The 25,670-nt window shown below is 44.5% G+C and carries 31 protein-coding genes and 1 tRNA gene; 13 read left to right on the top strand and 19 right to left on the bottom strand.

The genetic code is table 11. The features are described 5' to 3' along the window. The first annotated feature begins 136 nt into the window (after positions 1 to 136). Positions 137 to 322 (top strand): hypothetical protein, encoded by a 186-nt coding sequence (locus KFF44_RS15400; RefSeq protein WP_255935867.1) that lies wholly within the window; start codon positions 137 to 139, stop codon positions 320 to 322. Positions 323 to 327: 5 nt separating this feature from the next. After that, positions 328 to 834, top strand: coding sequence for a ribonuclease E activity regulator RraA (gene rraA, locus KFF44_RS15395; protein ID WP_255935865.1), 507 nt, complete (start codon positions 328 to 330; stop codon positions 832 to 834). A gap of 5 nt (positions 835 to 839) precedes the next feature. On the opposite strand, the gene KFF44_RS15390 is transcribed toward rraA, so the two are convergent. The 3 genes from KFF44_RS15390 to KFF44_RS15380 form a co-directional block, all read right to left on the bottom strand. Next, positions 840 to 1,577, bottom strand: a complete 738-nt coding sequence (locus tag KFF44_RS15390) for an ABC transporter substrate-binding protein (protein ID WP_255935863.1) — start codon at positions 1,575 to 1,577, stop codon at positions 840 to 842. Between the two features lie 72 nt (positions 1,578 to 1,649). Beyond that, on the bottom strand, positions 1,650 to 2,273 hold the full coding sequence (metW, locus tag KFF44_RS15385; RefSeq protein ID WP_255935861.1) for a methionine biosynthesis protein MetW: 624 nt from the start codon (positions 2,271 to 2,273) through the stop codon (positions 1,650 to 1,652). Positions 2,274 to 2,275: 2 nt separating this feature from the next. Further along, entirely contained in the window at positions 2,276 to 3,409 is a 1,134-nt protein-coding gene (locus tag KFF44_RS15380) for a homoserine O-acetyltransferase (protein WP_255935860.1), read from the bottom strand. Positions 3,410 to 3,590: 181 nt separating this feature from the next. On the opposite strand from KFF44_RS15380, the gene hisC reads away from it, so the two are divergent. Both hisC and KFF44_RS15370 read left to right on the top strand, forming a co-directional pair. Continuing rightward, a complete protein-coding gene (hisC, locus tag KFF44_RS15375) occupies positions 3,591 to 4,703 on the top strand; it encodes a histidinol-phosphate transaminase (protein WP_255935858.1) in 1,113 nt (370 codons plus the stop codon). After that, entirely contained in the window at positions 4,696 to 5,622 is a 927-nt protein-coding gene (locus KFF44_RS15370; RefSeq protein ID WP_255935855.1) for a prephenate/arogenate dehydrogenase family protein, read from the top strand. The genes hisC and KFF44_RS15370 overlap by 8 nt, the downstream gene beginning before the upstream one ends. On the opposite strand, the gene KFF44_RS15365 is transcribed toward KFF44_RS15370, so the two are convergent. The 4 genes from KFF44_RS15365 to ftsE are packed head-to-tail and all read right to left on the bottom strand — an operon-like array spanning position 5,623 to position 8,876. Continuing rightward, positions 5,623 to 6,588, bottom strand: a complete 966-nt coding sequence (locus KFF44_RS15365) for a DUF2125 domain-containing protein (protein ID WP_255935852.1) — start codon at positions 6,586 to 6,588, stop codon at positions 5,623 to 5,625. It abuts the gene before it with no gap. Positions 6,589 to 6,607: 19 nt separating this feature from the next. Beyond that, positions 6,608 to 7,243 carry a YdcF family protein gene (locus tag KFF44_RS15360; RefSeq protein WP_255935849.1) on the bottom strand — a complete coding sequence of 212 codons (636 nt, stop codon included), beginning with the start codon at positions 7,241 to 7,243 and terminating at the stop codon, positions 6,608 to 6,610. A gap of 5 nt (positions 7,244 to 7,248) precedes the next feature. Beyond that, positions 7,249 to 8,127: an ABC transporter permease gene (locus KFF44_RS15355; protein WP_255935847.1), complete on the bottom strand. Its 879-nt coding sequence runs from the start codon at positions 8,125 to 8,127 to the stop codon at positions 7,249 to 7,251. Continuing rightward, positions 8,124 to 8,876 (bottom strand): cell division ATP-binding protein FtsE, encoded by a 753-nt coding sequence (gene ftsE, locus KFF44_RS15350; RefSeq protein ID WP_255935845.1) that lies wholly within the window; start codon positions 8,874 to 8,876, stop codon positions 8,124 to 8,126. Before ftsE ends, KFF44_RS15355 begins: the two co-directional genes overlap by 4 nt. Before the next feature lie 218 nt (positions 8,877 to 9,094). Here ftsE and KFF44_RS15345 point away from each other — a divergent pair, with 218 nt between their 5' ends. Both KFF44_RS15345 and KFF44_RS15340 read left to right on the top strand, forming a co-directional pair. After that, the gene (locus tag KFF44_RS15345) at positions 9,095 to 10,153 is read left to right on the top strand and encodes a zinc-ribbon domain-containing protein (protein ID WP_255935843.1); all 1,059 of its coding nucleotides are present in this window, start codon (positions 9,095 to 9,097) and stop codon (positions 10,151 to 10,153) included. A 266-nt stretch (positions 10,154 to 10,419) separates the two neighbouring features. After that, on the top strand, positions 10,420 to 10,848 hold the full coding sequence (locus tag KFF44_RS15340; RefSeq protein ID WP_255935840.1) for a response regulator: 429 nt from the start codon (positions 10,420 to 10,422) through the stop codon (positions 10,846 to 10,848). On the opposite strand, the gene lysA is transcribed toward KFF44_RS15340, so the two are convergent. Both lysA and argH read right to left on the bottom strand, forming a co-directional pair. Continuing rightward, on the bottom strand, positions 10,818 to 12,104 hold the full coding sequence (gene lysA / locus KFF44_RS15335) for a diaminopimelate decarboxylase (RefSeq protein WP_255935838.1): 1,287 nt from the start codon (positions 12,102 to 12,104) through the stop codon (positions 10,818 to 10,820). The two genes, KFF44_RS15340 and lysA, sit on opposite strands and share 31 nt — an antisense overlap. A 155-nt stretch (positions 12,105 to 12,259) precedes the next feature. Next, a complete protein-coding gene (gene argH, locus KFF44_RS15330; protein WP_370691176.1) occupies positions 12,260 to 13,627 on the bottom strand; it encodes an argininosuccinate lyase in 1,368 nt (455 codons plus the stop codon). 135 nt (positions 13,628 to 13,762) lie between these two features. Between argH and KFF44_RS15325 the strand changes: the two genes are divergently transcribed. Continuing rightward, complete coding sequence (locus KFF44_RS15325; protein ID WP_255935833.1) at positions 13,763 to 14,407, top strand: TlpA disulfide reductase family protein; 645 nt, start codon at positions 13,763 to 13,765, stop codon at positions 14,405 to 14,407. Between the two features lie 16 nt (positions 14,408 to 14,423). On the opposite strand, the gene KFF44_RS15320 is transcribed toward KFF44_RS15325, so the two are convergent. Then, positions 14,424 to 15,104, bottom strand: coding sequence for a glutathione S-transferase family protein (locus tag KFF44_RS15320; RefSeq protein ID WP_255935832.1), 681 nt, complete (start codon positions 15,102 to 15,104; stop codon positions 14,424 to 14,426). Positions 15,105 to 15,210: 106 nt separating this feature from the next. On the opposite strand from KFF44_RS15320, the gene KFF44_RS15315 reads away from it, so the two are divergent. Next, a complete protein-coding gene (locus KFF44_RS15315; RefSeq protein ID WP_255935831.1) occupies positions 15,211 to 15,981 on the top strand; it encodes a TIGR04283 family arsenosugar biosynthesis glycosyltransferase in 771 nt (256 codons plus the stop codon). A 57-nt stretch (positions 15,982 to 16,038) separates the two neighbouring features. Here the strand turns inward: KFF44_RS15315 and KFF44_RS15310 are convergent, their stop codons facing one another. From KFF44_RS15310 to KFF44_RS15290, 5 genes are all read right to left on the bottom strand, one after another. Beyond that, entirely contained in the window at positions 16,039 to 16,914 is an 876-nt protein-coding gene (locus KFF44_RS15310) for a 3-hydroxybutyryl-CoA dehydrogenase (RefSeq protein WP_255935829.1), read from the bottom strand. A gap of 98 nt (positions 16,915 to 17,012) precedes the next feature. Next, positions 17,013 to 17,939 carry an electron transfer flavoprotein subunit alpha/FixB family protein gene (locus KFF44_RS15305; protein ID WP_255935827.1) on the bottom strand — a complete coding sequence of 309 codons (927 nt, stop codon included), beginning with the start codon at positions 17,937 to 17,939 and terminating at the stop codon, positions 17,013 to 17,015. After that, entirely contained in the window at positions 17,939 to 18,685 is a 747-nt protein-coding gene (locus KFF44_RS15300) for an electron transfer flavoprotein subunit beta/FixA family protein (RefSeq protein ID WP_255935825.1), read from the bottom strand. The genes KFF44_RS15305 and KFF44_RS15300 overlap by 1 nt, the downstream gene beginning before the upstream one ends. 201 nt (positions 18,686 to 18,886) lie before the next feature. Beyond that, entirely contained in the window at positions 18,887 to 19,468 is a 582-nt protein-coding gene (locus KFF44_RS15295; RefSeq protein ID WP_255935823.1) for a cob(I)yrinic acid a,c-diamide adenosyltransferase, read from the bottom strand. 33 nt (positions 19,469 to 19,501) lie between these two features. Then, on the bottom strand, positions 19,502 to 19,690 hold the full coding sequence (locus tag KFF44_RS15290) for an HIG1 domain-containing protein (protein ID WP_255935821.1): 189 nt from the start codon (positions 19,688 to 19,690) through the stop codon (positions 19,502 to 19,504). 142 nt (positions 19,691 to 19,832) lie between these two features. On the opposite strand from KFF44_RS15290, the gene KFF44_RS15285 reads away from it, so the two are divergent. Together KFF44_RS15285 and KFF44_RS15280 are read left to right on the top strand one after the other, a co-directional pair. After that, on the top strand, positions 19,833 to 20,849 hold the full coding sequence (locus KFF44_RS15285; RefSeq protein WP_255935819.1) for a hypothetical protein: 1,017 nt from the start codon (positions 19,833 to 19,835) through the stop codon (positions 20,847 to 20,849). Positions 20,850 to 20,935: 86 nt separating this feature from the next. Next, positions 20,936 to 21,301: a hypothetical protein gene (locus tag KFF44_RS15280; protein ID WP_255935816.1), complete on the top strand. Its 366-nt coding sequence runs from the start codon at positions 20,936 to 20,938 to the stop codon at positions 21,299 to 21,301. Here KFF44_RS15280 and gluQRS read toward each other — a convergent pair. After that, positions 21,298 to 22,161, bottom strand: coding sequence for a tRNA glutamyl-Q(34) synthetase GluQRS (gene gluQRS, locus KFF44_RS15275; RefSeq protein WP_255935814.1), 864 nt, complete (start codon positions 22,159 to 22,161; stop codon positions 21,298 to 21,300). The genes KFF44_RS15280 and gluQRS overlap by 4 nt on opposite strands. A 188-nt stretch (positions 22,162 to 22,349) precedes the next feature. Between gluQRS and KFF44_RS15270 the strand changes: the two genes are divergently transcribed. Both KFF44_RS15270 and KFF44_RS15265 read left to right on the top strand, forming a co-directional pair. Then, positions 22,350 to 22,922, top strand: coding sequence for an HNH endonuclease (locus KFF44_RS15270; RefSeq protein WP_255935811.1), 573 nt, complete (start codon positions 22,350 to 22,352; stop codon positions 22,920 to 22,922). 1 nt (position 22,923) lies between these two features. Beyond that, positions 22,924 to 23,643: a VOC family protein gene (locus KFF44_RS15265; RefSeq protein WP_255935809.1), complete on the top strand. Its 720-nt coding sequence runs from the start codon at positions 22,924 to 22,926 to the stop codon at positions 23,641 to 23,643. Here KFF44_RS15265 and KFF44_RS15260 read toward each other — a convergent pair. From KFF44_RS15260 to KFF44_RS15250, 3 genes are read right to left on the bottom strand one after another with little or no spacing between them, the layout of a single operon-like run. Further along, positions 23,640 to 24,218, bottom strand: coding sequence for a demethoxyubiquinone hydroxylase family protein (locus tag KFF44_RS15260; protein ID WP_255935807.1), 579 nt, complete (start codon positions 24,216 to 24,218; stop codon positions 23,640 to 23,642). The genes KFF44_RS15265 and KFF44_RS15260 overlap by 4 nt on opposite strands. A gap of 3 nt (positions 24,219 to 24,221) precedes the next feature. Beyond that, entirely contained in the window at positions 24,222 to 24,716 is a 495-nt protein-coding gene (locus KFF44_RS15255; RefSeq protein ID WP_255935805.1) for a disulfide bond formation protein B, read from the bottom strand. Positions 24,717 to 24,725: 9 nt separating this feature from the next. Further along, on the bottom strand, positions 24,726 to 25,304 hold the full coding sequence (locus tag KFF44_RS15250) for a YqaA family protein (protein WP_255935803.1): 579 nt from the start codon (positions 25,302 to 25,304) through the stop codon (positions 24,726 to 24,728). Positions 25,305 to 25,494: 190 nt separating this feature from the next. Between KFF44_RS15250 and KFF44_RS15245 the strand changes: the two genes are divergently transcribed. Beyond that, a tRNA-Leu gene (locus KFF44_RS15245) sits at positions 25,495 to 25,580 on the top strand. Positions 25,581 to 25,670: the final 90 nt, after the last annotated feature.

The raw sequence follows: 25,670 nt of genomic DNA, 5'->3' as shown, positions 1-25,670 counted from the left end.
CGACTTTCTATCTAGATTTGAATTTTTTATAATAAAATGTATTATAATTACTTTTAAGCTGTTATATTTATATCAATATTTCAATATTACAGTTTAAAAGATAATTGTGACTAGTAAACAAAAGGACTTTACGGATATGACTGAAGATAAAGAAATGGCGATTAGACAGATTGCAAATTCATTACATCGTTTGAATGATGCTGTTATTGCTGCAGTGAATGCTGGTGTATCCGTAGAACTTATGCGTGCTTCAAGATATCATAATGAAGAAGGTGCATGGGGTGACATGTTGGTGCCAATCATCCACCAGAAAAGCGAATAACTCTATTGGCTTCTCGCACGGCGAAAATTCCCAAACTTGCTACGGCAGATGTTTGTGACGCCTCTGGTCGTGCAGTTGATGTTATTGCACTGCCCTGGCGTGACTATGGTAAACGTTTGGATTTTGCCGGGCCGGTTTCTACGCTGAAAACAATCGATGATAATACGCATGTTCGAACTTTGTTGGAAGAACAGGGTGAAGGTAGAGTATTGATCATTGACGGTGCTGGAAGTATGCGCTCTGCGCTTGTGGGGGGTAATCTGGCTGCCTTGGCTAGTCAAAATGGTTGGGCAGGTATCATCGTTAATGGCTGTGTTCGTGATATCCATGAATTAATAGATGAAGATATCGGAATTAAAGCGCTGGCCACTTGCCCTCGTAAATCGATAAAGAACAATCAAGGTGATATCAATATTCCTATTTCAATAGGCGGCGTTATCGTTAAGCCCGGGTTTTGGATCATTGCTGATGGTGATGGGGTGGTTGTATCACCAGAGTTGCCGTCACTTTGAAACGTCTATTTGTCAAAGATTTCTCTTAAAAATCCAGTTTCCCTTGCTTTGATAAGGTTCTGTTTAACGATTTCTCTAAACTTTTGGGTTTTTTCTGTTCTGTGGCAAGTCATCCCGTCCTCAAACTCAGCGAATTTGATAGAAGTTTTTTTCAATTGGTCTGTATAGTTTAATTCACTTACCAATAAATCCAGATCATAGTCGTAACCAACCAAGGCATCAATTCTACCTTTCGCTAACAGGCTAATCATTTGCGTTTGGCTTTGTAACGACATCGCAGGTTCTAAATCATGCTGCCGCGCAATCGATTTCAGATTTACGTCAATGGCGAATGGGATAGATATTAAATCATCAGGTTTTTTGATATCCTTGAGACCATTTCGTGTGTAAGCAGTAACGGAAATTGTGTTTGTTGGACCAATAAATTCCATTGTTTCCGAATTTGGTGTGACGCTTATATAGGAGCAATCGACCAAGCCAGAATCAAGGAAACGGTTTAATCGGGATGAAGGCAGAAAGGTGACCTCTACTTTACCTGGATAGCCCGCGATTAAATAGTCGAGAACTTTGTTATAGTCGCCGTCGCCGCCTTCCCAGTACGCTTTTGGTATTTCTTGACTGCCTATTTTTATATCGGGGTGCTGAGATGATGTCTTATCGACTATGTCCTGACTAATAACAGGGCTTAGGGCAATGCCTAAGCACAGAGTTGTTAGAACGAAAATCTTCCCTGTTACCCGCATGATAATATGGCCTGTGTTTCAGCATTACAATTTATACGCATGATAGCGTATAGGAATGAGGTTAAGTAACCCCTAATATTCTTCTTTATTTAGTAAAAACAGAGCATTGTCTGCAAAGAAATTTGCATAATTCCGCGCCTTAACTACGCGCTTACCGTCTTTATTATAGGGAATAAATGTTTCAACAACATAACCTTCCTGTTCGATTAAATCGAATAGGTCTAATATGGTACAAAAGTGAATGTTGTCAGTATTGTACCAGGTTTTGTCCAAGGATTTGGTTACTGGCATTCTGCCACTCGTGAATAGGTTAACACGTACCCGCCATTGACCAAAATTAGGTATCGTGACAATCGCTTTTTTCCCTATTCGTAGTAATTCTCTTAGAACTTTTTGGGGATCTTTGACCGCTTGCAGTGTGCGAGAGAGAACGACATAATCAAAGCTTTGGTCCGGGTATTCTCCTAGATCATTGTCAGCGTCCCCTTGAATCACAAAGAGGCCGTTGGCGACACATTCATTTACGCCTTGTTGGCTCAGCTCAATACCACGGCCATCTACCATTTTGTTTTTGACGAGAAAATTCAACAAATCGCCCTTGTCGCAACCAATATCCAGTACTCGCGAGTTGGGTGTGATCATATCGGCGATCATAGTAAGGTCAGGGCGTAGATATGTACCTTTTGGAGTTGTCATGATCAGTTAAACCCCGCTGATTGGGCGCAGCTTTTGATAAAGCCATCGAGCATTTTGTCCATTTCCGGCAAATCCAGGAGGAAAGAGTCGTGACCGTGGGGCGAATCAATCTCTGCAAAACTAACAGGCACACCAGATGCATTTAAAGCATGCACAATCTGTTTGTTTTCTGCTGTTGGATAGAGCCAGTCACTTGTGAAGCTAATGACACAGCATTTTACATGTTTTGCATGCTGAAAGGCCTCTGCCAGGCGATTGTTATGTCGGCCAGCAATATCGAGATAGTCCATGGCACGAGTGATGTACAAATAACTATTTGCGTCAAACCGGTCGATGAACGTAAAGCCCTGATGTCGTAAATAGCTTTCAACCTGAAAGTCGGCATCGAACCCAAAGGTCACGGCGTCGCGCTCCTGAAGGTTGCGTCCAAATTTCCGCGTTAATGCATCCTCAGACAGATACGTTATATGAGCGGTCATACGGGCAACGGAAAGTCCTTTTCCAGGTAATTCTTTTTGGCCGTAATACTGTCCACCATTCCAGTTTGCATCTGCCATTATTGATTGCCGACCGACTTCATGGAAAGCAATATTTTGTGCTGTATGTTTCGCGGTAGTGGCAAGAGCAATTGCTGAATTTAAGCGTTTTGGATAGTTGGCAAGCCACTCTAGAACTTGCATGCCGCCCATTGATCCACCAATTACGGCGAAAAGTGTATCTATTCCCAAATGGCTTATTAATTCTGCTTGAACCTTGACCATATCACGAATGGTTATAACCGGAAAATCAAGGCACCATTCTTTGTCAGTTTTTGGATTGATACTGGACGGGCCTGTTGTTCCCATACAACTGCCGAGAACGTTTGAGCAAATTACGAAATATTTGTCTGTATCGATTATTTTCTTGGGACCAACTATTCTTGACCACCATCCCGGTTTTTTTGTCAATGGATGAGGGCTGGCAACATATTGATCGCCTGTAAGAGCATGGCAAATCAATATGGCATTCGATTTTTCTGCGTTTAAAGTTCCGTAGGTTTCATAAGCAACATTGACAGGGCTTAGTGCCGCGCCGCAGTCGAGCAGCAACGGATTAGCCTTAAATAGTTCAGCAAGATTGTCATTAGAAATAGTCAAGTTGGCTTCCTAAGTCTTGTGGATGATAAAGGTCATATCATCTATTCGGTGGTATATCATTGATTGTTGATGGATCAATCAAGAAAAGTCTGGATTGTTGCGTGCTTTAGTTTTGAAGTTTCATTCGATTAATGCTAAAGCGCCTTAATATTTTTCTGTTTTGTTTGTAAAGGGTATGACCATGGCTTCACCGAAAGCTCACGAATGGATATTGGACCTTGCGGCTTATGTGCCTGGCCGCGCGAAGGTTGATGGTATCGAGAAAACGGTTAAACTGTCCTCTAACGAGTCAGTGTATGGTGCGAGCCCTCATGCAATTGAAGCTTACAAAGATGCTGCTGATGAGTTGATGCGTTATCCGGATGCCGGATCGAATGAACTTCGAGAGGCAATCGCAGAAGTCTATAACTTGGATGCGGATAAAATTGTTTGTGGTGCAGGGTCAGATGATATTCTCACGCTTTTAATCCATGCATATGCGGGTCCTGGTGACGAAGTGATCTATAGCCAATATGGCTTCATGGTGTATCCAATTCAGACACAGGCGGTCGGTGCAACAGGTATTGCTATTCCAAATAAAAACTGGGCTGCGGATGTTGATGGTATTCTGGAAGCAGTGAGTGAGGACACAAAACTGGTTTTCGTCGACAATCCAAACAATCCAACAGGTGCTTATCTGGATTGGGGTGAAATTGAACGCCTGCATGCTGGATTGCGTAGTGATATTATTCTGGTGCTTGATGCGGCTTATGCCGAATGTGTAACAGCAGAAGATTATCATGCGGGTGAGAAACTGGTTGAAAGCGCCGAGAATGTTATCATGACCCGTACATTTTCAAAAATGTATGCATTGGCGGGGCTTCGTGTGGGTTGGGCATATGGTGATCCTGCTATCATTGATGTTTTGAACCGTATTCGCATGCCGTTTAATGTATGCTTACCTGGGCAACCCGCAGCAGTTGCTGCTGTTAAAGACCAAGAGCACTTGAAGGCATCCATCGATTTTAATACTGAATGGCGGGATTGGTTAACGGCCAATCTGGTTGCGCTTGGTTTGGATGTCGTACCTAGTCAAACCAATTTTATACTTATCGGTTTTCCAGAAGAGGCGCCATTTACGGCTGAATTGGCTTATGAATTCCTGACTAAGAACGGCTTCCTTTTGCGATGGCTCCCGGGGCAGGGATTGGCATCTCATTTGAGGCTGTCTGTGGGTACTCCTGAGCAAAATCGTGCTGTTGTTAATTTGATCACTGAGTTTATGAACGGCTCGCCCGAGGCTTCGGATGAGTGAGACAAAAATCATTTTCAATACAATTACCATCATTGGTGCGGGTCTAATTGGATCATCATTAGCTCGTGCAATCAAGCGAGGTAAGTTGGCGGAAACACTTGTTTTATGTGACCAAGATTTGCCAACCCTTGATGAAGCCAAATCGCTGGCGTTGGCAGATGTCTATGAAATAGATGCGCGGCTTGCGGTTGAAGATGCGGATTTGGTGGTTTATGCGATCCCGGTTGGTGTAATTGCCACCGTTGGTGAAATTGTTTCAGCCAATTTGAAAACTGGCGCAATTATCAGTGATGTTGGTTCGGTCAAGAAAACGGTTTTGGATGCATTGACCCCGTTTATTCCTGACGGAGTTCATTTGGTGCCGGGCCATCCGGTTGCAGGGACTGAGCAATCAGGCCCCTCTGCTGGTTTTGCAAGTTTATTTGATGATCGTTGGTGTATTTTGACGCCAGATACCCAGACGGATGATGCGGCCGTCCAAAAAGTAGAGGATTTTTGGCGTGCGATCGGAAGTAAGGTTGAGATTATGGACGCCGAGCATCATGACCTTGTTCTCGCGATCACATCCCATGTTCCACACTTGATCGCTTATAATATTGTTGGAACTGCTTCTGATCTTGAGGCGGTGACAAGGTCAGAGGTTATTAAATATTCAGCAGGTGGTTTTCGCGATTTTACCCGGATCGCTGCATCTGACCCCACGATGTGGAGGGATGTGTTTCTTAATAATAAAGAGGCGGTTCTTGAAATGCTTGGTCGATTTTCTGAGGATTTAACAGCACTTCAGCGCGCGATCAGGTGGGGTGACGGCGATGCACTGTTTGACCTTTTTTCGCGAACTCGTGACATACGCCGGAAGATTATTGACGCAGGGCAAGAAACAGCTGATGCCGATTTTGGTCGTTCGAATGAGAATTAATTAATCGAGAACAGAGCCGATAGTCAATAGCTTTTCATTTCCAATGGCTATTTGGCCATTTTGAAATGATAACCCCACAGGTGTTTGCAAGGATTGAGCTGTAGCTTGATAGCTATTGATTTTGTTGGCCTTTAGAAAACGGTTAAGCCTCGCAATATGTTGATCTGTTAAGTTTCGGCGAGTTTTAAATCCTATTGAACCTAGTAATTTCAATTGATCATCAAGGGTAAAACTTCCTGTGCCCTCGAGTTTGGCCCCTCCCAGGGAAAGAGTAAGGGCATCAAATTCCAGTAACCCGCCAGCGTTGCGCCATATCGTTAAATCTTTCTGATTCCAGCTTAATATTGGCTGCCCACTAATGCCACCGATTGCTTCAAGGTCGCCTTTTTTGCCGTTCAGTACAATCTTGAAATCCATAAATCTGTCTTCGTAAAGGCCACTTATCGGTGCCTCTGGTTTCTCATGTAATCTCAGAAAAATTTGCCATTCATTAAATTCTGTAGCTCTGAGCAGATCAGGTGCCTGTGTGATTTTCAGGTCATCTGTCGTGTACGAATCCGCAGCTATGATAATTTTACTATCTTCTGTGTATCTCAGGCTTGCTCGAGCATAGTTATCTTCTATCTTTATTTGCTCATTGAAGAATGAAGCATTGATGTTTTCTGCCTGTAATACATAGTGTTGTGGTGTCCACAAATGTGTGACAATTTCGGTTTTGTCGCTTGTATATTCATATCCTTCATAAGGATCGGAAATTGTAAGATCTGAAACTTCGATAGTGATGCGATACGGAAAACCACCGAGTGATATGTCGTCGTAAGTTACGTTAATTCCTAACTCACGAAGGCCTGATAAATTGATGGCGGCTTGTTTTTCGAAATCAAAAGCAACAGTGAACCAAAGCGCAGAATAGCCAAGTATCATCAGAAACCCAATGCCGACAACTATGCGAAATTGATTTGCCATATGGAATTCCTGAGGTTTCTTATCCGGTGACTATAGAGGATGCGGTAAGCGCAGATGTTTGAGTGACTCTTACATTAGGCGTGATGCCGAGAGCAAGCTGTATCACGGTAAATAGATATTTGTTATACTCCCTCGCAAGAAACGAGAGGTCGGCGTCTGTTTGAACAGCGTGACCAGTAAAGGTAATTTGAGGTGCCTGATTTTGAAAAAGCATCATGCTGCGGCGTATATGATAATCCGCTGTGATAATGATGACAGTCTGGAATTTGTTTTTTTGAATCCATTTTGAGCCTTCAACCGCGTTTGCTGCTGTATTCTCGGAAACTTGATCAATATCAACACAGCAATCAAAGAGAGTGTTTTCTGAGCCGGTTAAAGCACGGAGTTCAGATTGTTCAACAATTGGGTTCACCCCTGAAATAAGCAAGCGCTTGTCGGGGTACTTTTTTAGAATGTCTAATGCTGTCTCCAGGCGGTTTTTTCCACCTGTAAGGACAATCAATGCTTCTGCATTTAGTGGATTATCATGGTTGATGTCCGCTGGTTTTGGAAGTGTTACATAGAAAAATCCCAAACCAATCAGCCATGCGGCACCGCTGTAAAAGATAATTTTATACAAGGTGCGATACCAAGCGCGTTTTCTGGGCCCCTTCATAAGGTTTACATCAATTCCATTAGTGCGCGTTTAGTCGTGAAACGGGCTGTAAACATAGTAATCACACATGTCGCAAACGGTAGTAAAATTAACCACCACAGGCTCGAAAATTGGGGCACTATAGCTGATATCAATCCGGCTCCTAGGCTATCAACCAAGTTAGATAATAGGTACATAACGATTGCAGCAATGACGGTTCCGATTGCCCCGCCCTTTAGCCCGTGCAGCATATAGCGTTCATCGAAGGCTTTGGCGATAATATTATCTTCAGCACCTAGCATATGAATAATTTCTATACTTTCCCGATGTGTTGCAAGCCCTGCTCTACATCCAAATATAACAATGGAAATTGTTGAAAGTATGATCATGAAAACAACAACGCCGAGAACCCACCGGATGGTGCTTGCCAGTTTAAAAATTTGTAGCATCCAGGCCTGATGATCATCCAAGCGAATATTGGATGAAATGGTGGTCAACCTTTGCTTCAGTGCCGGAATGTTGACGCTATCAGGTGATATTAAGTTTACTTCAATGAGTGTCGGTATGGGTAAACCGCTTTCAGTGGGGAGTTCCCCAAGCCAAGGTGAGAGTAGTTCCAAAACTTTCGCATCAGCGGCGACAATGGCATTTTCAATACCAGGCGTCGCCCTAAGCATTTTAATGGCTTGTTCGGTTTGTTGCGTGCGCTCTGTTTCATTGGCATTGACCACTTGAACAGATAGTGAAGTTGTTAAGCCTCTACTCCAGTTGTTAAGGCCATTTCCGAGCGTAATAGCTGAAACGAGTGCTAATGTGCTTAAAAATAGCATAACGGCGATTACCCATGGCAACAGGCCTTCGCCTTGTTTGCCATTTGGTAGAAAATCTATCTTGGAACCAATCAACCGTCTTCTCCTTCAGAAGGGTCTGATGGCAGGTTTTTATTAGCTGAATTACTCTGATTATTGGGCGCAGGGTCGGTTAGCGCTTTGGCACCCGGCAATTGTTCTAATTCGCCATTTGCAAGTTTGAGGATAGGCGCGCCAACATCCTTAACGAGTTCTTCGTCATGTGTAGCCACAACAATCGTTGTCCCGATCTTATTAAGTTCGATGAACAGATGCATAAGCTTTCTGGACATTGCAGGGTCAACATTGCCTGTTGGTTCATCTGCGACAAGTAGGTCGGGTTTATTTATAACTGCTCTGGCAATTGCGACGCGCTGTTTTTCGCCGCCCGAAAGCGTTGCAGGGCGTGCATGCATGCGTTCTTCAAGGTCGACCCAGGATAGCAATTCTTCAACATGGCTCGCGATATCAGCCTTTTTGGCGCCCTTGATCAACAGGGGCAGGGCAACATTGTCAAAGGCACTCAAATGGTCAAACAGGCGAAAATCTTGAAAGACAACGCCAATGCGGCGGCGCAATCTGGGGAAGTCCTGTCGTTCTAATGTTGCCATGTCTTTATTAAAAAAGTGCATTAGCCCTCTGGAAGGGCGATGTGCAAGGTACATCAGTTTCAGTAATGTTGTTTTTCCCGCACCTGAGGGCCCGGTTAAAAAATGAAATGAGCCTTTGTCGAGCGAAAAATTTATGTCACGAAGAACTTCGGCCCCCATGCCATATCGCATTCCAACATTTTCAAAGGTTATCATTGTGCCCAAAGTTCCAGATATGCACGAGATAGCGCATAATAGTTTTGCCATTTTGATGGTAAAATTACACACAGGACTTGTTGCAGTCCAGTATGGAAATATCAAAATAAAAAAATATCTGTTTTTTGGTTTTATTAACTATATACCCACTAATCTTAGTATATATATTGTTTAAATAAGATTTTTATTTCGTAAGTGAAACAAAAGCAGATTGTGACATGATATTAGAGTGCCCATCATGTGAAGCAAAATTCAAAATACCGGCCGGCGCTGTTTCCGATACGGGCCGCAAGGTGCGATGCGCAAATTGCAAGCATATATGGCATGCAACATCTGCTGATGTTTTTAAACCAAATCAGGTTTCGCTTGCAGCAGCCGTCGACGACGTCGAGGCCCAGCAAGCGACCAATCCAGTACATGCTAATAGTGCTGACTTATCCCAAACGCCCGATACAGAAATTTCTGAAACTGAAGATTACGAAATTACCGTAGATGCAGAAGACGATTCCGTTGATGAAGAAACAGCGCATAAGGTTACGGCGGATGAAGTCACCAATAGCGATAATGTCGTTGATGGTGAGCAATCAGTCGCAGAACAAGCAACCGACTTTATCGCGAATATAAAGGCGGGCCTGGAGGGCTCAGATCTTGAAGATGACTTCGCGACCGTTGACGATGTTGTTGACGAAGATGATTTTCTAGCGCGCAGACGCGCTGAACAGCGTAAGGGCTATGCGCAGCAAACAGAGGCTCGTAAACGACGTTTTGTAACGATGGGTTGGGCGGCATTGGTTGCTCTTTGGATATCGATAATCCTTACCTTTGTAATGTTTAAAGACGGCGTTATTTCAATTTTCCCTGCGGCTAATGCGTTATACGCTTCCGCTGAAAGCGCTGACTATACAGAGCAATTTCGGCCAAAAGAGGGTGAGGTTTTAACCCCGCCTATCACTGAGGAAGTAACCCGTTTAGAGGCTTATATTATACCCCCTCCAACACTTGAAGTTATTGATGGTACGCAAACACTTATGGTACGCGGGTTTGTTGAAAACAAAAGTAGAAGAGCTGCCTCGGTCCCAAAACTGGAGTTACAGGTACTGGATAATAGAGGACGTGTTATTCAAAACTGGATTCATGAGCCTAAAGGTTCGATTATAACTCGTGGGGCTAAACTTAATTTTGAAACAAGTTTGTCACCTGTTCCACAGGGGGTTGTCCGTGCTGTTGTAAAGGTGATTGAAGGGTCGAAATCTTCGGCTCGTGCTGAATATAGCTAAAGGTCCTTCGTGAAACTCCGAATTTAGATTCATTGAGATCGATGTAGAATTACCCGAATCGTTTCAATGGGATAAGCCTCAGATTAGCATTTTACACAGTGATATTGGATATTTTGTAATATTCATGCTTAAAAGCATGATATTTTAATCTTATTGTATCCAAATCTGACCAAAACTCGATAATTGTTGTGATCAATCAGATATGATGGTCAAAATCAGATAGAAAACTTGTGTTTATGGAATGAGTAGTAATAGAGGGGTGTGGTTTGGCCCATATACTTATAGCTGAAGATGATCCATCAGTGCGTGAATTTGTTTCTCGCGTGCTAACGATGCATGGTCATACTGTTGTTGAAGCAGAAGATGGTCTTATGGCGATTGAAACGCTTTTCGATGAAGGATTTGATCTTGTCTTGAGCGATATTGTTATGCCAGCCATGGATGGCATTTCGTTAGCTTTAAAAATCAAAGCTGACTACCCTGACCTGCCTATTATACTTATGACCGGATATGCAGACGAGCATCGCCGCGCCCACAATTTATCAGCTTTGATCGATGGTTTGATGCTAAAGCCGTTTAATATGGAACAGCTTTTGACTAAAATTACAAACGCGCTTGAGCAAGCCCGCGCCCGTAAGGAAGCGTATGCTGCCAAAAAGCCAGCTTATTCCTCTGCGAGCCAATCAGGAACTTGATCCAGATTAATCAAATCTTCAATGCTTTGACGCTTACGAATTACTGAGAATTTATCTTCGCTCACTAATACTTCTGGAATAAGTGCTCTGCTATTATAGGTAGATGCCATAACGGCCCCGTATGCGCCCGCTGATTTAATAACCGCCAAATCACCAGCCATCATAGGACTGGTTGTTCTTGATTTTGCAAATGTATCGCCTGTTTCACAAACGGGCCCTACAAAATCAGCGGAAACCAGATTGCTTTGATCGCTACCTACATTTGATGGTTCTTTAACCGGGATAATATCATGGTATGCGTCATACATAGCCGGCCGCGATAGGTCATTCATGGCCGCGTCTAAGATATAAAAGACCTTATTCTCACTCTCTTTTTCATAAAGCATTGACGTCAATAGAATGCCTGCATTTCCGGCAATCAAACGACCAGGTTCCAAGATAATACTACAATCGAGGTCACCCAGAACCTTACCAATCATTGCGCCGTAAGCACCGGGCGATGGTGGTGTTTCTTCTTCTGGATCATAGGGAATGCCAAGTCCACCGCCCAAATCGATGTGTTGAATATCGTGGCCTTGTACCCGAAGGTTTTTCACAAGATCCACCACCTTTTTGAACGCAGCCTCGAAAGGCCCCAGGTCCGTTAACTGCGAACCAATATGGACATCCACGCCAACGGCTTTCAGGTGTGAAAGCTCTGCAATTCGTTCGTAAACACGCGATACACGAACCCAGGGGATACCGAATTTGTTTTCTGCCTTACCGGTAGAGATTTTAGCGTGGGTCTTCGCATCCACATCCGGGTTCACACGAACAGAAACAGGTGCAATCATTCCCATTCCTTCTGCGACCGCATTTAAAACTTCCAGTTCGGCTTCACTTTCCACATTAAATTGCTTGATATTTGCCTTGAGGGCATCACGCATTTCATCAGGGGTTTTCCCGACACCAGAAAAGACAATTTTTTGTGCCGGAATACCAGCGAGTAACGCGCGTTTTAACTCACCGCCACTAACAACATCCGCGCCCGAGCCTTCTTGGGCCAGTGTTTTCAAGACAGCCTGGTTACTGTTTGCCTTTACAGCAAAGCATATTAGGGCGTCCAACCCATCAAAAGCCTCTTGAAAGACACGGAAATGACGTTTCAGTGTTGCACTCGAGTATACATAAACAGGGGTTCCAACCTCTTTAGCAATCTCTCGTAAATCGACATCTTCAGCAAAAAGGTTGCCATCACGGTATTGAAAATGGTCCATAATCAGTTGTCTTTATCAGTGGGTTGTTTATTTGTTCGTGGTTTAATTGGGGGCTTCAGTTTGACTTGGTGGTTCAAGCTCACCCTTCTTGCCGCAAGCAGTAAGGCTTAGTGTACCAATTATCAAGCAGAGTGTGATCAAGCTTTTGAGAGATTTCATGCTAGCTGCTCCTTTGCACGTTTAACCGCATCCAACACATTTGCGGGCGCCGTGCCCCCAAATGATATCCGGCTATTTACCGATGCGTCGACACTTAAGACATTATAGATGTCTTTTGTTATGCGGGGTTCTACCGCTTGCATTGCCTCAAGTGGCAGGTCTTTTAGTTCCAAGCCCTGAGTTTCAGCCTCTTTAACAATGGCCCCTGTAACATGATGTGCGTCGCGAAACGGTAAATTTAATTCCCGGACCAACCAATCCGCGAGATCAGTTGCAGTTGAAAATGCATGCCGAGCGGCCTCAGCCATCGCCGTTTTGTTTGGTTTTAAGTCATTCATCATGCCTGTCATCGCGCTTAGGCATAGTTCAAAGTCATCTACAGCCTTGAAAACAGGTTCTTTATCTTCCTGCATATCCTTTGAATACGCAAGAGGAAGGCCCTTCATGACAACCATCAAGCCATTCTGGGCCCCCATAATCCTGCCAACCTTGGCCCGAATAAGTTCTGCTGCATCCGGATTACGCTTTTGCGGCATGATAGATGATCCGGTCGAGAACGAGTCTGACAGCGTTAAAAAACCAAATGCCGCGCTTGCCCACAAAACGATTTCATCAGCAAGGCGCGATAAATGTACCGCAGATATTGAAAGACATGATAGTAGCTCAATCGCAAAATCGCGGGCAGAAACAGCATCCAACGAATTCGCCATGGGGTTGTCAAACCCCAACAGGTTGGCCGTCATATGTCGGTCAATAGTGAACCCTGTTCCCGCAAGGGCAGCGGCACCTAGTGGGTTTTCATTTAAACGTTTACGGCAATCTGATAAGCGAGACCGATCACGTTTGAACATTTCAAAGTATGCCATCAAGTGATGTCCAAGCGTCACGGGCTGTGCCGTTTGCAAATGTGTGAAGCCGGGCATAACCCAATCTGCATATACTTCCGCCTGATCAACGATCGATTTTAATAAGCCGTCATATAAGCCATCAAGTTGATCGATAGCACGGCGACACCATAATCTAAAATCAGTAGCTACCTGGTCATTCCGCGATCTTGCAGTGTGCAATCGAGCGCCCGCATCACCGATCAATTCACGCAGTCTTGCTTCGATATGCATGTGGATATCTTCAAGACTATTGTCATAATGCATTTCGCCGCGTTCTATTTCTCCCTTGATTTGATCAAGGCCACTTATGATCGCCTTTAGATCGGCGTCAGTGATAATTGATTGCTGCGCAAGCATTGTTGCATGCGCTTTCGATCCTTCGATATCTTCGCGGTACAAACGCTTGTCAAAACCGATCGACGCATTAATTTCTGCCATAATTGCGCTTGGCCCAGCGCTAAAGCGTCCACCCCACATGGCTTGCCCTTCATTGGCGGTATTTTGTCGCAAATGGTTGTCATCACCAGAGTGTGTATTGTCTTGTGACTTTTTAGAACTATCTAAAGGGGTATCGCTCATAATATTATGGTTGGTCCGTCGTTGGAGATTAAAATGCTCAATAAAAATATCCTTGCATCACTATCCATGTTTGCGTTTGCTGCGTGCTCGGAAGCATCTGAGAATAACAATGCATCTGAAGAGATAGCATCAAATGCCGCCACTGCAACTGAAATAAGCGAGTCTGTTTATGCAGAAGCAGCAAACTCGGGTGATTTTAAGTCATATTTGAAGGGCGAAATGTCCAACCTTTTATATACTGAAGAAAAGTCCCCTCTATCAGGGCACATCTTTATTGATGAAGCAGGGGATGCAATCGCACTTAAGGAATTTACCGGCAAGGCAATGTTGATTAATTTCTGGGCGAGTTGGTGTGCACCGTGCCGTGTTGAAATGCCGGCATTATCTAGGCTGCAAAAAGCTGTTGGTAATGATAATTTTGAAGTTGTTGCAATCAATGTTGACCGTGGTGGTTTAGGAGATGCCAAGCAAGCGTTGGAAGATTGGGGTGTCGAAGGCCTGGCACTTTATAACGATTCTACGATGAAAATTGCATTTGACCTTGCGCAGGGTGCGTTACCTTCCAGCTTTGTTGTCGACCGTGACGGCAACTTTAGAGCGCTTTATATTGGCCCCCTAGAATGGGACGCGCCTGAAGCGATTGAATTATTCACAGCACTTCGTGATGGAAAGATTTAATTCTTTTGTTGACCTTTTAGCCAAGCATGGTGATGTCTTGCGGTAATTCATCCTGAAACACCGTGTCTTCCTCACGCTTGGCTTCCTCGCACCAGCGCTGGATAAGTGGGTGATTGAGAATATTGTTCATATATTCTCTCGATGTATTGCTCACAGAAATATCATAAGTAACGAGCCTACTCACAACTGGGGCATACATCATATCAACAGCACCAAAATCGCCAAAAAGATATGCCCCATTTTCTGAATACTTATTCCGACATTCATTCCAGACTTCTTCGATACGGTTAATATCCGCTGCAACGCTATGGCTAAGCGACAGGCCAGTCCAGCGCCCGCGGATGTTCATTGGTGCATGATTTCGGAGTGCCGTAAATCCGCTATGCATTTCTGCGGCTACACTGCGTGCATGACCGTATGCCGAGAGCTGTTCAGGCCACCAGTTTTTTTCAGGTACCAAACGGGCGCAGTAATCAATGACTGCAAGCGAATCCCATACTTTTTGACCTTCATGATGAAGAACCGGGACACACCTGGTGGGGCTAAGGTCACCGATTTGGTCATGAAATTCTGATGTGTCTAAAGGTAGTTTTTGTTCACTGAAAGCAAGCCCGGTGTGCGCTACCGCCAGCCACCCCCTTAGTGACCAACTAGAGTAATTTTTTGTACCGATTACAATATGTAGAGGTGATGACATGTGTTTATTCCTGACTGGCAATAATTTAGTGAAGTGTACAAGCGATTGTGACCAATGGTCGATAAAAAATTACACGGAAATCGCGTAAACTATTTATAGTGACCTTATGGATGACCAAGCAGATAAAAAGCGCGTATCAATTATTATACCAGCCTTAAATGAAGAGGCTTCGATTTTTGTTACGCTAAAACATTTGGAAGCCTTATCGCCAGCACCGTATGAAGTTATCGTGGTTGATGGAGGTAGCGACGATAAAACTGTTGAAATCGTTCATGCGTTCGCAAAAACAAGTTCGTTCCCAATAAAAGTTGTCTTTTCAGACCAAGGTCGTGCCAAACAGATCAACAAAGGTGTTCATAATGCCAAAGGCGATATCGTTGCATTTCTGCATGCTGATACCTGGCTATCCCCCGACGCTTTATCGGTAATGCCTAATGTTCTGAGCAATGAAAAAATAGGCCTTGCTGGCTTCACGGCGATTATACAAGGGAGCGAGCGAACATGGTGGATGATCAATTTTCATCATATTATCAAAACCTATTATGCGCCTTTGATTTTCAGGCCACATTTATTTTTCAAAGGGGCAAGGCTTTTATTTGGTGATCAGGTTATGTTTATGCGCCGGCATGACTTTGAAACATGCGGCGGCTTTGACGATGATATGGAAATTATGGAAGAGGCCAATCTTTGTCTAAAGGTGGTGCGCGCTGGTCTAGGGCGGGTTAAATTAGTTGATCGTACCGTCGTTACCTCAGATCGCAGGATCGCCAAATGGGGTGGCTTTAAATCAACTTTCCTGCATTTTTACATCGGTATTTTATGGGGAATTGGTGTTTCGCCGAAATATCTAAAGCAATTTTACGCTGATTTCAGATAAACACAAAAAAACCCGGCTATGAAACGCCGGGTTTGATAATATTTATATACACGTTGTTTACCGTGTCGGTGTTGGTTCACCTTCGCCTGTATAATCGTAAAAGCCGCGGCCACTTTTGCGGCCTAACCAACCAGCTTCCACATATTTTACAAGCAATGGGCATGGGCGATACTTGCTATCAGCAAGGCCTTCATAAAGGACTTGCATGATCGCAAGACATGTATCCAGGCCGATAAAGTCTGCAAGCGTCAGAGGTCCCATTGGATGGTTCGTACCAAGTTCCATACCGCGGTCAATCGCGCGAACTGAGCCGACACCTTCATATAATGTATATATCGCTTCGTTGATCATAGGCATCAGGATACGATTGACAATAAAGCCCGGGAAGTCTTCTGCTGTCGCTGTAATTTTGCCCAAGCGATCAGTATAATCATGTAATGTTTTAAAGGTTTCTTCTGATGTTGCTATGCCGCGGATTAGTTCAACTAATTTCATAATTGGAACAGGGTTCATAAAATGAACACCCATGAACCGATCTGGGCGGTCAGTGTTTGAAGCCAACCGTGTTATAGAAATCGAAGACGTGTTTGATGCAATCAAGGCATCTTTATTCAGTGTTTCGCACAATTCTTTAAAAATCGCGATCTTAACGGCTTCATTTTCTGTCGCAGCTTCGATCACCAAGTCGCAATCAGCGAGTGCTTTTAAATTATCCGCTAGATCGATGCGCTCCAGGATTTCATCTGATTGTTCCGGCGTTATTTGGCCTTTGGTAACTTGTCTGCCAAGGTTCTTTTCAATAACAGCCTTGCCCTTTGCAGCTTGTTCAATTGAAACATCGCTTAAGATGACTTCCATGCCCGCAACAGCCGTTACATGTGCGATACCATTTCCCATTTGGCCAGCGCCAATAACACCTACTTTGTTGATCATCGTCTAATCCTGTCCCTCGTTAGGGTATATCTTGCTTTGTACTATAAACAATTAAGGCGCCCATATTGGACGCCTTAACATGAAATTCAAAGTTTTATTTAAAGCGCTGCTTCAAGGGCAGGTACTGCTTCAAATAAATCGGCTACTAATCCGTAATCAGCAACCTGGAAGATTGGAGCATCTTCATCCTTGTTGATGGCGACAATAATCTTACTGTCTTTCATACCAGCAAGGTGCTGAATAGCGCCTGAAATACCGACAGCTATATATAGCTCAGGGGCAACAATCTTACCGGTTTGACCAACTTGATAATCGTTTGGAACAAAACCAGCATCAACCGCAGCGCGCGATGCACCAACCGCAGCACCAAGCTTATCAGCAACTTTGTCGATGATAGCGAAGTTTTCACCTGAACCCATACCGCGACCACCAGAGATGATGATTTTAGCACTTGTAAGTTCTGGGCGGTCTGATTTTGAAAGTTCAGCACTTATAAACTCACTCACACCAGCCTTATCAGCAGCAGCGATATTTTCTACACTCGCTGATCCGCCTTCGCTAGCAGCTTTATCGAAGGCTGTACCCCGTACTGTGATCACTTTCTTCGCATCAGATGATTGAACTGTTGCGATTGCGTTACCAGCATAAATTGGTCGTTTGAATGTATTCGCGTCAACCACTTCAACAATGTCAGAAATTTGGGCAACATCCAATGCAGCTGCTACGCGGGGTGCAAAGTTTTTCCCTGTTGTTGTCGCAGGGACAACAATCGCGCCATAATCACCTGCAATACTGATCACGAGGTTGCCAAGTTCTTCAGCAAGCTGATTTGCGTATGCGGCATCATCAGCAACCAGTACTTTTGAAACACAGTCAATTTTCGCAGCAGCTTCGGCAGCGGCGGCACAGTCTTGACCAGCAACCAGTGCGTGAACGTCACCAAATGTTTTTGCGGCCGTTACAGTCGCGAGTGTAGCGTCTTTAACAGATGCATTATCATGTTCTACAATTACGAGAGCAGTCATTAGATAACTCCCTTTTCTTTAAGTTTACCAACAAGCTCTTCCACGGTTTCAACTTTGATGCCAGCTTCACGTTGTGGTGGCTCTTCAACTTTAATCGTTGTTAGGCGCGGTGCCATATCAACACCAAAGTCACCAGGAGCTTTCTCGTCAATCGGTTTGCGCTTCGCTTTCATAATGTTTGGAAGCGATGCATAACGTGGCTCGTTGAGACGGAGGTCAGTTGTGATGATTGCCGGCATGTTCAATTTAAGCGTTTCAAGGCCACCATCAACTTCACGAGTAACATTCACATTGTCACCGTCGATTGCAACTTCAGACGCAAATGTTCCTTGCGGCCAACCAAGAAGCTGCGCAAGCATTTGGCCTGTTTGGTTGCAATCATCATCGATCGCCTGTTTACCAAGAAGAACAATACCTGGGTTTTCTTCTGCAATAACACCTTTCAAGACTTTGGCAACTGCAAGTGGCTCAGTTTCGCCGTCATATTCCACAAGAATACCACGGTCCGCACCCATAGCAAGACCTGTGCGAAGCGTCTCAGTAGCAGCTTTTGGGCCGATAGAAACAACAACGATTTCATCAGCTTTACCGGCTTCTTTGAGGCGGATTGCTTCTTCAACCGCAATTTCATCGAATGGGTTCATTGACATTTTAACGTTTGCCAGTTCAACGCCTGTATTATCAGACTTAACACGAACTTTTACGTTATAGTCGACTACCCGTTTTACAGGGACCATGATTTTCATGGGGAACAATCTCCCGTATGTTAATAAGAGAACGATATGTTCTCGGGACAATCAAAAATTCTATTCATTCTGCACAGAGATTATAGTGTCTCTGCCGATTTGCCTGATATCGTTAGCCTATGGTTATTGCTGAGTCAATCAACACTGAATACTTGTTTGTGAAGCTGCTTTTTCCGTAACGTAATGTCTAACATTAATTTGTTATCGATTGGCGCCGGGAACCCATAAAACATCGCTTGAACCTTTATCGTTGAGATATCGCGCCATAACAAAAGCATGGTCTGATAGCCTGTTTAAATAGCGTATGGCTGCAGGGTTGATGTTGACTTCACGGGCTGCACTTATGGATAAGCGTTCTGCCCTGCGGATGACGGTTCTGGCTAGATGAAGGTAGGCACTAGCTTCACTACCGCCGGGCAAAATAAAACTGGTAAGCGGAGATAAGCTGGCATTCATTTGATCGATTTCATGCTCCAAGCGTTGAACCTGAGCTTCGGTTACTCTCAACACCATTTCGCTTGGTTCAAAATCTGCGCCGTCGGCTTCTGAAGCTGGCGTAGACAAGTCAGCCCCTAAATCAAACAGATCATTTTGGATACGCATTAACATGTCATCGGCTTCACATGATGTATGCAAGCGAACAAGCCCATAAACACTGTTGGCTTCGTCTACGGTTCCGTAGGCATCAATACGCAAGTTATCTTTTGGAAGGCGTTCACCATTAGATAATGATGTATCGCCTTTATCGCCGCCGCGGGTGTATATTTTCGTGAGTTTAACCAATGATATCTCTACTCATCGCCTAGTGATATTGGGTTAGGCAGCAGCGGTTGCAAGTAATAAACATAGAACTGCAAGGGCTTGGCATGCAATACGTGCCTGCATCAGTTTGTTACCATATTTTCGATTGAATTCACCGCCTTTGGCAACGGTTACACCGCCAGCAAGAAGAATACCAAGCGTTGCCAGTGCAAAAAATGCAGCAAGTACAAAGAACGCTACCATGATTTTAACCTTTTAATTCTTTTATGAAGGCCAGACCATATCAGCTATGTGTATGAAGAACTAGATATATCCTTTGACAGCGACAGTTTGCCCCATCACAATTGGTTGAGAGTTTCTAGTTCCAAATACAAGGGTTTGTCGTATGTGTTTATTCAGAAAAGTCCCAATATTTTTGAAGGCGTCACTTAGCCTGACGATAATTTTTGGTGCGGTAACGATAGCGCATGCACAGCAGCCACCTGGCGAAGGCGAAATTTGGGTCAATGGCAGAATTGTTGGCTCCCTCAAACAAGCGTTTAATTTCGTTACAAATGACGGCATTATCCGCATTGGGCCTGGTGTCTATAAAATGGCAGGCACTATCAAAAAAGACCGTGTTAAAATAGAAGGTAGTGTAGGCACTATTCTGGACGGTGTAGCGGATGGTGGTAAAGGCGCGATCGTTGTTCGGGCAGATGATATCGTCATTGAAAACATCACATGCAGAAATATATCTGTTCCCGATGAAAACGGCGCATGTATTCGCCACGAAGGGACGAACCTAACGCTCCGTAATGTGCATTTTATGGACAGCGAATCTGGTATTCTTGGCTGGAAAAAGGGTGGGGTGGTGACCATTGAAGACAGCAGGTTTGAACGCCTCGGTGGTGGTACAGGGCAGGCACACGCTATCTATATTAATGGTGGCGAGCTTATCATTCGAAGAACGGTTATTTTGTCAGCTCGGGATCAGGCGCATGGTGTGAAATCAAGGGCAGAACGAACAATCATTGAAAACAGTATCATTGCGTCCCTAGAGGGAATTGATAGTCGTTTGATCGATATCCCGGATGGTGGCCGCGCCTATATTCTTGATAATTTGCTTGTTGAAGGGCCGAATACGGCTAACTGGCAAATAGCCTCTTTTGGCGTAGAAGGTCAGCCTTATCGATTGAATTCACTGCGGATGGAAAACAATATGATTATCACGGACCGCAGAGGGGGCTCTGATCTGATTTTGGTGCATGCGTCAATGCCAACACCTATTATTACAAAGAATATCATTGTAGGAAATATCCGGTATGATTGGGGTGGGGGAAATTATTTCTTTGATAGCCGCGCGGAATTAAACTTGCCGCCTGCGCCTGAGCTTCCAAAATGGGATCCAAAGAAAAAATAACTGTGGTTTACCAATAGTTCTTGAATGTGCCGGGCCTTGAAAAATCTGCAATTCTCACCATATCTGCTGGAGCGGGGAGAATAAAAATGACAGATTTTCATCAAACAAAAACAGCTGATGGTAACGCAGTTAAATTGGTTTATATCTTGAACCTTCTTGGTTGGTTTACTGGCATTACATGGGTTCTTGGTTTAATCATTGCTCATCTTAAAGTTGGTGATGCAACCGGTGCCGAGCGTAGCCACTTAATCTATCAAATTCGTACCTACTGGACAGAACTTATTCTTGCAGTTATCGGGTTTATTACCATGTTCATCCTGATTGGTTTTGCGATTTGGGGGCTATTACTGATCTGGTCACTTGCTAGAAATATAACGGGCTTACTGCTCGCAATCGACGGATATGGCGTTGGTAATCCACGATCATGGGGAATTGCGATCAAAGATCGTTAAGCCATTATTTCCTCGATAATCTCTTTGGCAGAAACACCATTTTCACGAATGCTTGTTAAGGTTTCTGCCTTATCACGTTTCGCAAATCTTTTACCATCACTATCCAACAAGAGTGGATGATGACGATAGATAGGTTGTGGCAAATTCAATAGCTTTTGCAGTACCACGTGAATATGTGTTGCATGGAACAGATCTTCGCCGCGCACCACATGGGTAATGCCCTGTAAGGCGTCATCTACGGTGACAGAGAGATGATAGCTTGTTGGTGTATCTTTGCGGCTCAGGACAATATCACCGAGTAGTTCTGGTTTGGCCACTTGCAGGCCGTGTAATTCATCTTCCCAAATGATTGGCTTCTCTATCATTGTGAGCGCTTTATCTAGGTCAAGCCGCCATGCATGAGGTTCGCCGTTTTTAACCCGTTCAGCACTCTCCGTCTCTGGTATGTTTTTGCAGATACCGGGATAAACCGGTCCTTCGGGTCCGTGGGGAGCATGTCCTGAACGCATAATTTCGTTTTGAATATCTCTACGGGTACAGAAACATGGATATATAAGTCCCCGCTTTCTTAATTGTTCAAGGATATCCTGATAATCCTCCAAATGCTGGCTTTGTATTCGAACAGGATTTTCCCAATGTATCCCAAGCCAACTTAAATCCTTATATATGGCCTTGATAAAATCGGGTTTGCATCTGGTTGTATCAATATCTTCAATTCTTAAAATAAATCGACCCCCACGGTTTTTTGCATACTCGTAAGCTTTCAAAGCAGAATAGGCATGCCCTTTATGCAACAGGCCCGTCGGACTAGGAGCGAAACGGGTTACAACGTCATTTTCAAGAGTTTCTTTGGTCGTCATAAACTTATGAATAGAATCCTCAAATACGAATGAAAAGCGATTAGTTAAATAAGGAAAAAATAGTTTTCCCGACACAAGATAAAGTCTTGTCACATGCGTGTAACACTGTATCTTGATATTGAGCGTGTCGGACAAGGCCGACGGGAGGCGTTGGCCTTGCTCCGCATTTCGACGGAGGGAGGACATCTATGGGTGTGCACTTTGCGCCTCAATCACCATCATTGGAAGCGTCACCAGCGCTTATTTTAAATGCTGACTACAGACCATTAAGCTATTATCCACTAAGTATCTGGAACTGGCAAACAGCCCTGAAAGCTGTGTTTTTAGAGCGTGTTGATATTATTGCGGAATATGACCGTGAAGTACACTCGCCAACAACAGCACTCAAATTACCAAGCGTTATCGCCCTTAAGAAATACGTAAAACAGCCAACGTACCCTGCCTTCACCAGGTTTAACCTGTTCTTGCGGGATAAGTTTTCGTGCCAATATTGTGGGGCGAAGGGGGAATTGACGTTTGATCACGTTATACCGCGCGCGTATGGGGGACGTACAAACTGGGATAATATTTCTGCGGCTTGTGTACCCTGTAATCTTAAGAAGGGAGGGCGAACGCCGGATGAAGCGAACATGCACCTCCTTCAAAAACCATATAAACCGACAAACCATCAACTGCATGCGATTGGCCGCGTTTTCCCTCCGAACTATCTCCATGAAAGTTGGCGGGATTATTTGTATTGGGATAGTGAATTGGAAGGTTGATATGAAGAAATTTACCAAGGTCGTCGCTAGGGTTTTCACTCTGGTTTGTTTGGCGGTTGGACTGAGCGCCTCTGTTACGGCAGATGACTGCCCTCCATCTGAGGTTTCGCTCGATCATGTGATCTGGGCTGTGCCCGATTTGGATGAATATGCAGTAAAATTCGAAGAGAAAACAGGCATTAAGCCAGTGTATGGCGGTGAGCACACAAACGGTGTTACAGCCAATTACCTAGTTGCATTGGGCGATTGCATTTATCTAGAAATTGTTGGCCCCAAACAAGGCGTTGACTTAAGCGCATTTGGCGAAGCTGCTGAAAAATACAGAAAAACATCTATTATTGGATTTGCTTTTGGTGTTCAGGACATGACGAAAGCAAGAAAGACTTTCGCGGAGCGTGGGATAGTAACAGGTGATCCTCGCGAGGGTGGGCGCAATAAGCCAGATGGTGCTTATGTCGGTTGGAAGACCACAAATTTTCCAGCTTCTAACTTCGGCGATAATAATCTTGTTTTCGCAATCGAATGGCGGACAAAACCGCATCCTGCCAGCACATCCCCAAAAGGGCTAAGAATAGTGAAATTGTTGGTTCAGGGTATAAGTGCCCCGGGGCTGGATGGTATCGTTAATCAATATGCAATGCCAATTGAGTTGACGCAGGGGCCACGCGTGCGGTTTGCGCTGCAAGTTGCAACGCCGAAAGGTATTGTAACCTTGGATTAAATCTTTTTGGAAATGGCAATTGCTGCACGGCATCCCGCTTTGATCAAGCCTGACAGAACAGGGTAGCCCGGCGCTTCTTCTGCGCCGTGCTTGAGAGCTATTTCCCGGTGTTCAACTTCTTCTGCCTGAAAGTCTTCGATAATGGCTTCAAGTTCAGGGTCAGCGCCGTTTAATTTGTCGCGCTGTTCTTGATAATGCTCGTCAATAACTTCTTCAACGGCGGCAGTACATGCCATTGCGGCCTTTTCACCGAGAAGCGCCGTTCCTGCACCCAATGCAAAACCAGCAACCTCCCATAAAGGTGCCATGATGGTCGGGCGAACACCGCGTTCTGCGATTAATTTGTTAAAACGGGCTAAATGAACCTTTTCCTGTTCGTGCATATGGCGAAGCAACCCTGCTTTGGAATGCTTGTCGCCCATAATAGCGCGCTGGCCAGCGTATATACGAACGGCACCAAATTCACCTGCATGATCAACCCGCACCATGCTCTTAATCTCATCTTCAAGAGGAGTGTCCCCTGGTAATGGATTTGCAGGTGTTTGTTTACTGGTAACCGGCTTATGCTCAGACATACTTTATCCTTTAAGCGACTTTTGGGTAGCAAACCCCGTCAAAATGGTCATGGTAGTCGCAATTAGGAAATTATAGCCCGCCATAGAAATACCCGCAAGGGACCATGGCACTTCGTCGCAGCGTACAAGCGGCGCGCTCATAATTGCACTTAATGCATCCTCAACATTGCCTGATGCCAGTGCACCAACCCCTGTGCATGTATCTGGACCGGGCCACCATTTATACTCAACACCAGCATGATACCCGGCAACGCCAGCATCAACCGCAAACAAAAGGGTAAGGAAACTTAGGATCAATGTAGGTTTTAGTTTCAAAACATGCCCCAAAATGCCGATGATGATGATCGCCATATACGGATAGCGCTGTGTCCAGCATAGGTCACAAGGCGGATAGCCATATAGCTGAAACCCAAATGCTGCCCCCAGTGTAAGGCCTGCCGCTCCGGCTGCAAACAGCATGGGTTGATTGTCATAAACTGATTTTATCGGTTCAATCATACTGGGCCTTTATATAAGTTTTAAAACTGCAAAACCCGCCAGCCCGGCGAGCGTTACCAATGTAACGACAAGGGTGAGGCGTTTTTCAATGAATTCCTTAATCGGGTCGCCAAATTTCCACAATAGTCCTGCGACAAGATAGAAACGGGCACCGCGCGCTGGGATGCTTGTCAGGATAAAAATCAAAGGGTTAAGGCTTGCAAAGCCACTTGCAATCGTCACTACCTTAAAGGGGATTGGGGTGAAGCCAGCGACCAATACGATTGCTATCCCGTAGTCGTCAAACCAACCCTGCACCTTTGTGAACTGATCCTGATAGCCGTACAATTCAATAATGGGCGCTGCGATTGATTCGTAAAGAAACGCACCCAGTAAGTACCCGCCGATGCCGCCAATGACAGAGGCAATCAATGTGATTGTTGCCAGACGCCATGCTTTCAACCGATTGGCAAGAATCATAGGAATCATTAGAATATCTATGGGAATTGGAAAAAATATACTCTCGGAAAATGCGAGCCCAGCCAGCCATTTTTCACCGGATGGACGTGCAAGTTTTTCCATTGTCCAATCATAAAGACTTTTGAGCATATATTTTATCCATCGTTGATATAGGCTACAGCCTATCCCAAGCCAGTAAAGTTTCAAGAATAGAAATGAAAATGCCTGTAAAAATATAGACTTTAGGCACAAGTATCGAAAACTTTATATATTCCTGGATCATAGGCTTGACGATGAAAAGAAACGAGCTATGATGCGCGCTCTAAATCACTCCTCACAGGCCCCTGTGGCGGAACTGGTAGACGCGCGGGATTCAAAATCCCGTTTCCTTTGGAAGTGTCGGTTCGATTCCGACCGGGGGCACCATCTTATACAGAATATTTTCAATGTATTCAGTTCATCTGGTTTTAGGTTATTGTATGTGAATAATTATATCCGTGTGGACTAGCGCGAATG

Origin of the sequence: Kordiimonas sp. SCSIO 12610, assembly GCF_024398015.1 — a bacterium.
GTDB lineage: Bacteria > Pseudomonadota > Alphaproteobacteria > Sphingomonadales > Kordiimonadaceae > CANLMI01.
This window is presented reverse-complemented; position numbering and strand designations above follow the sequence as displayed.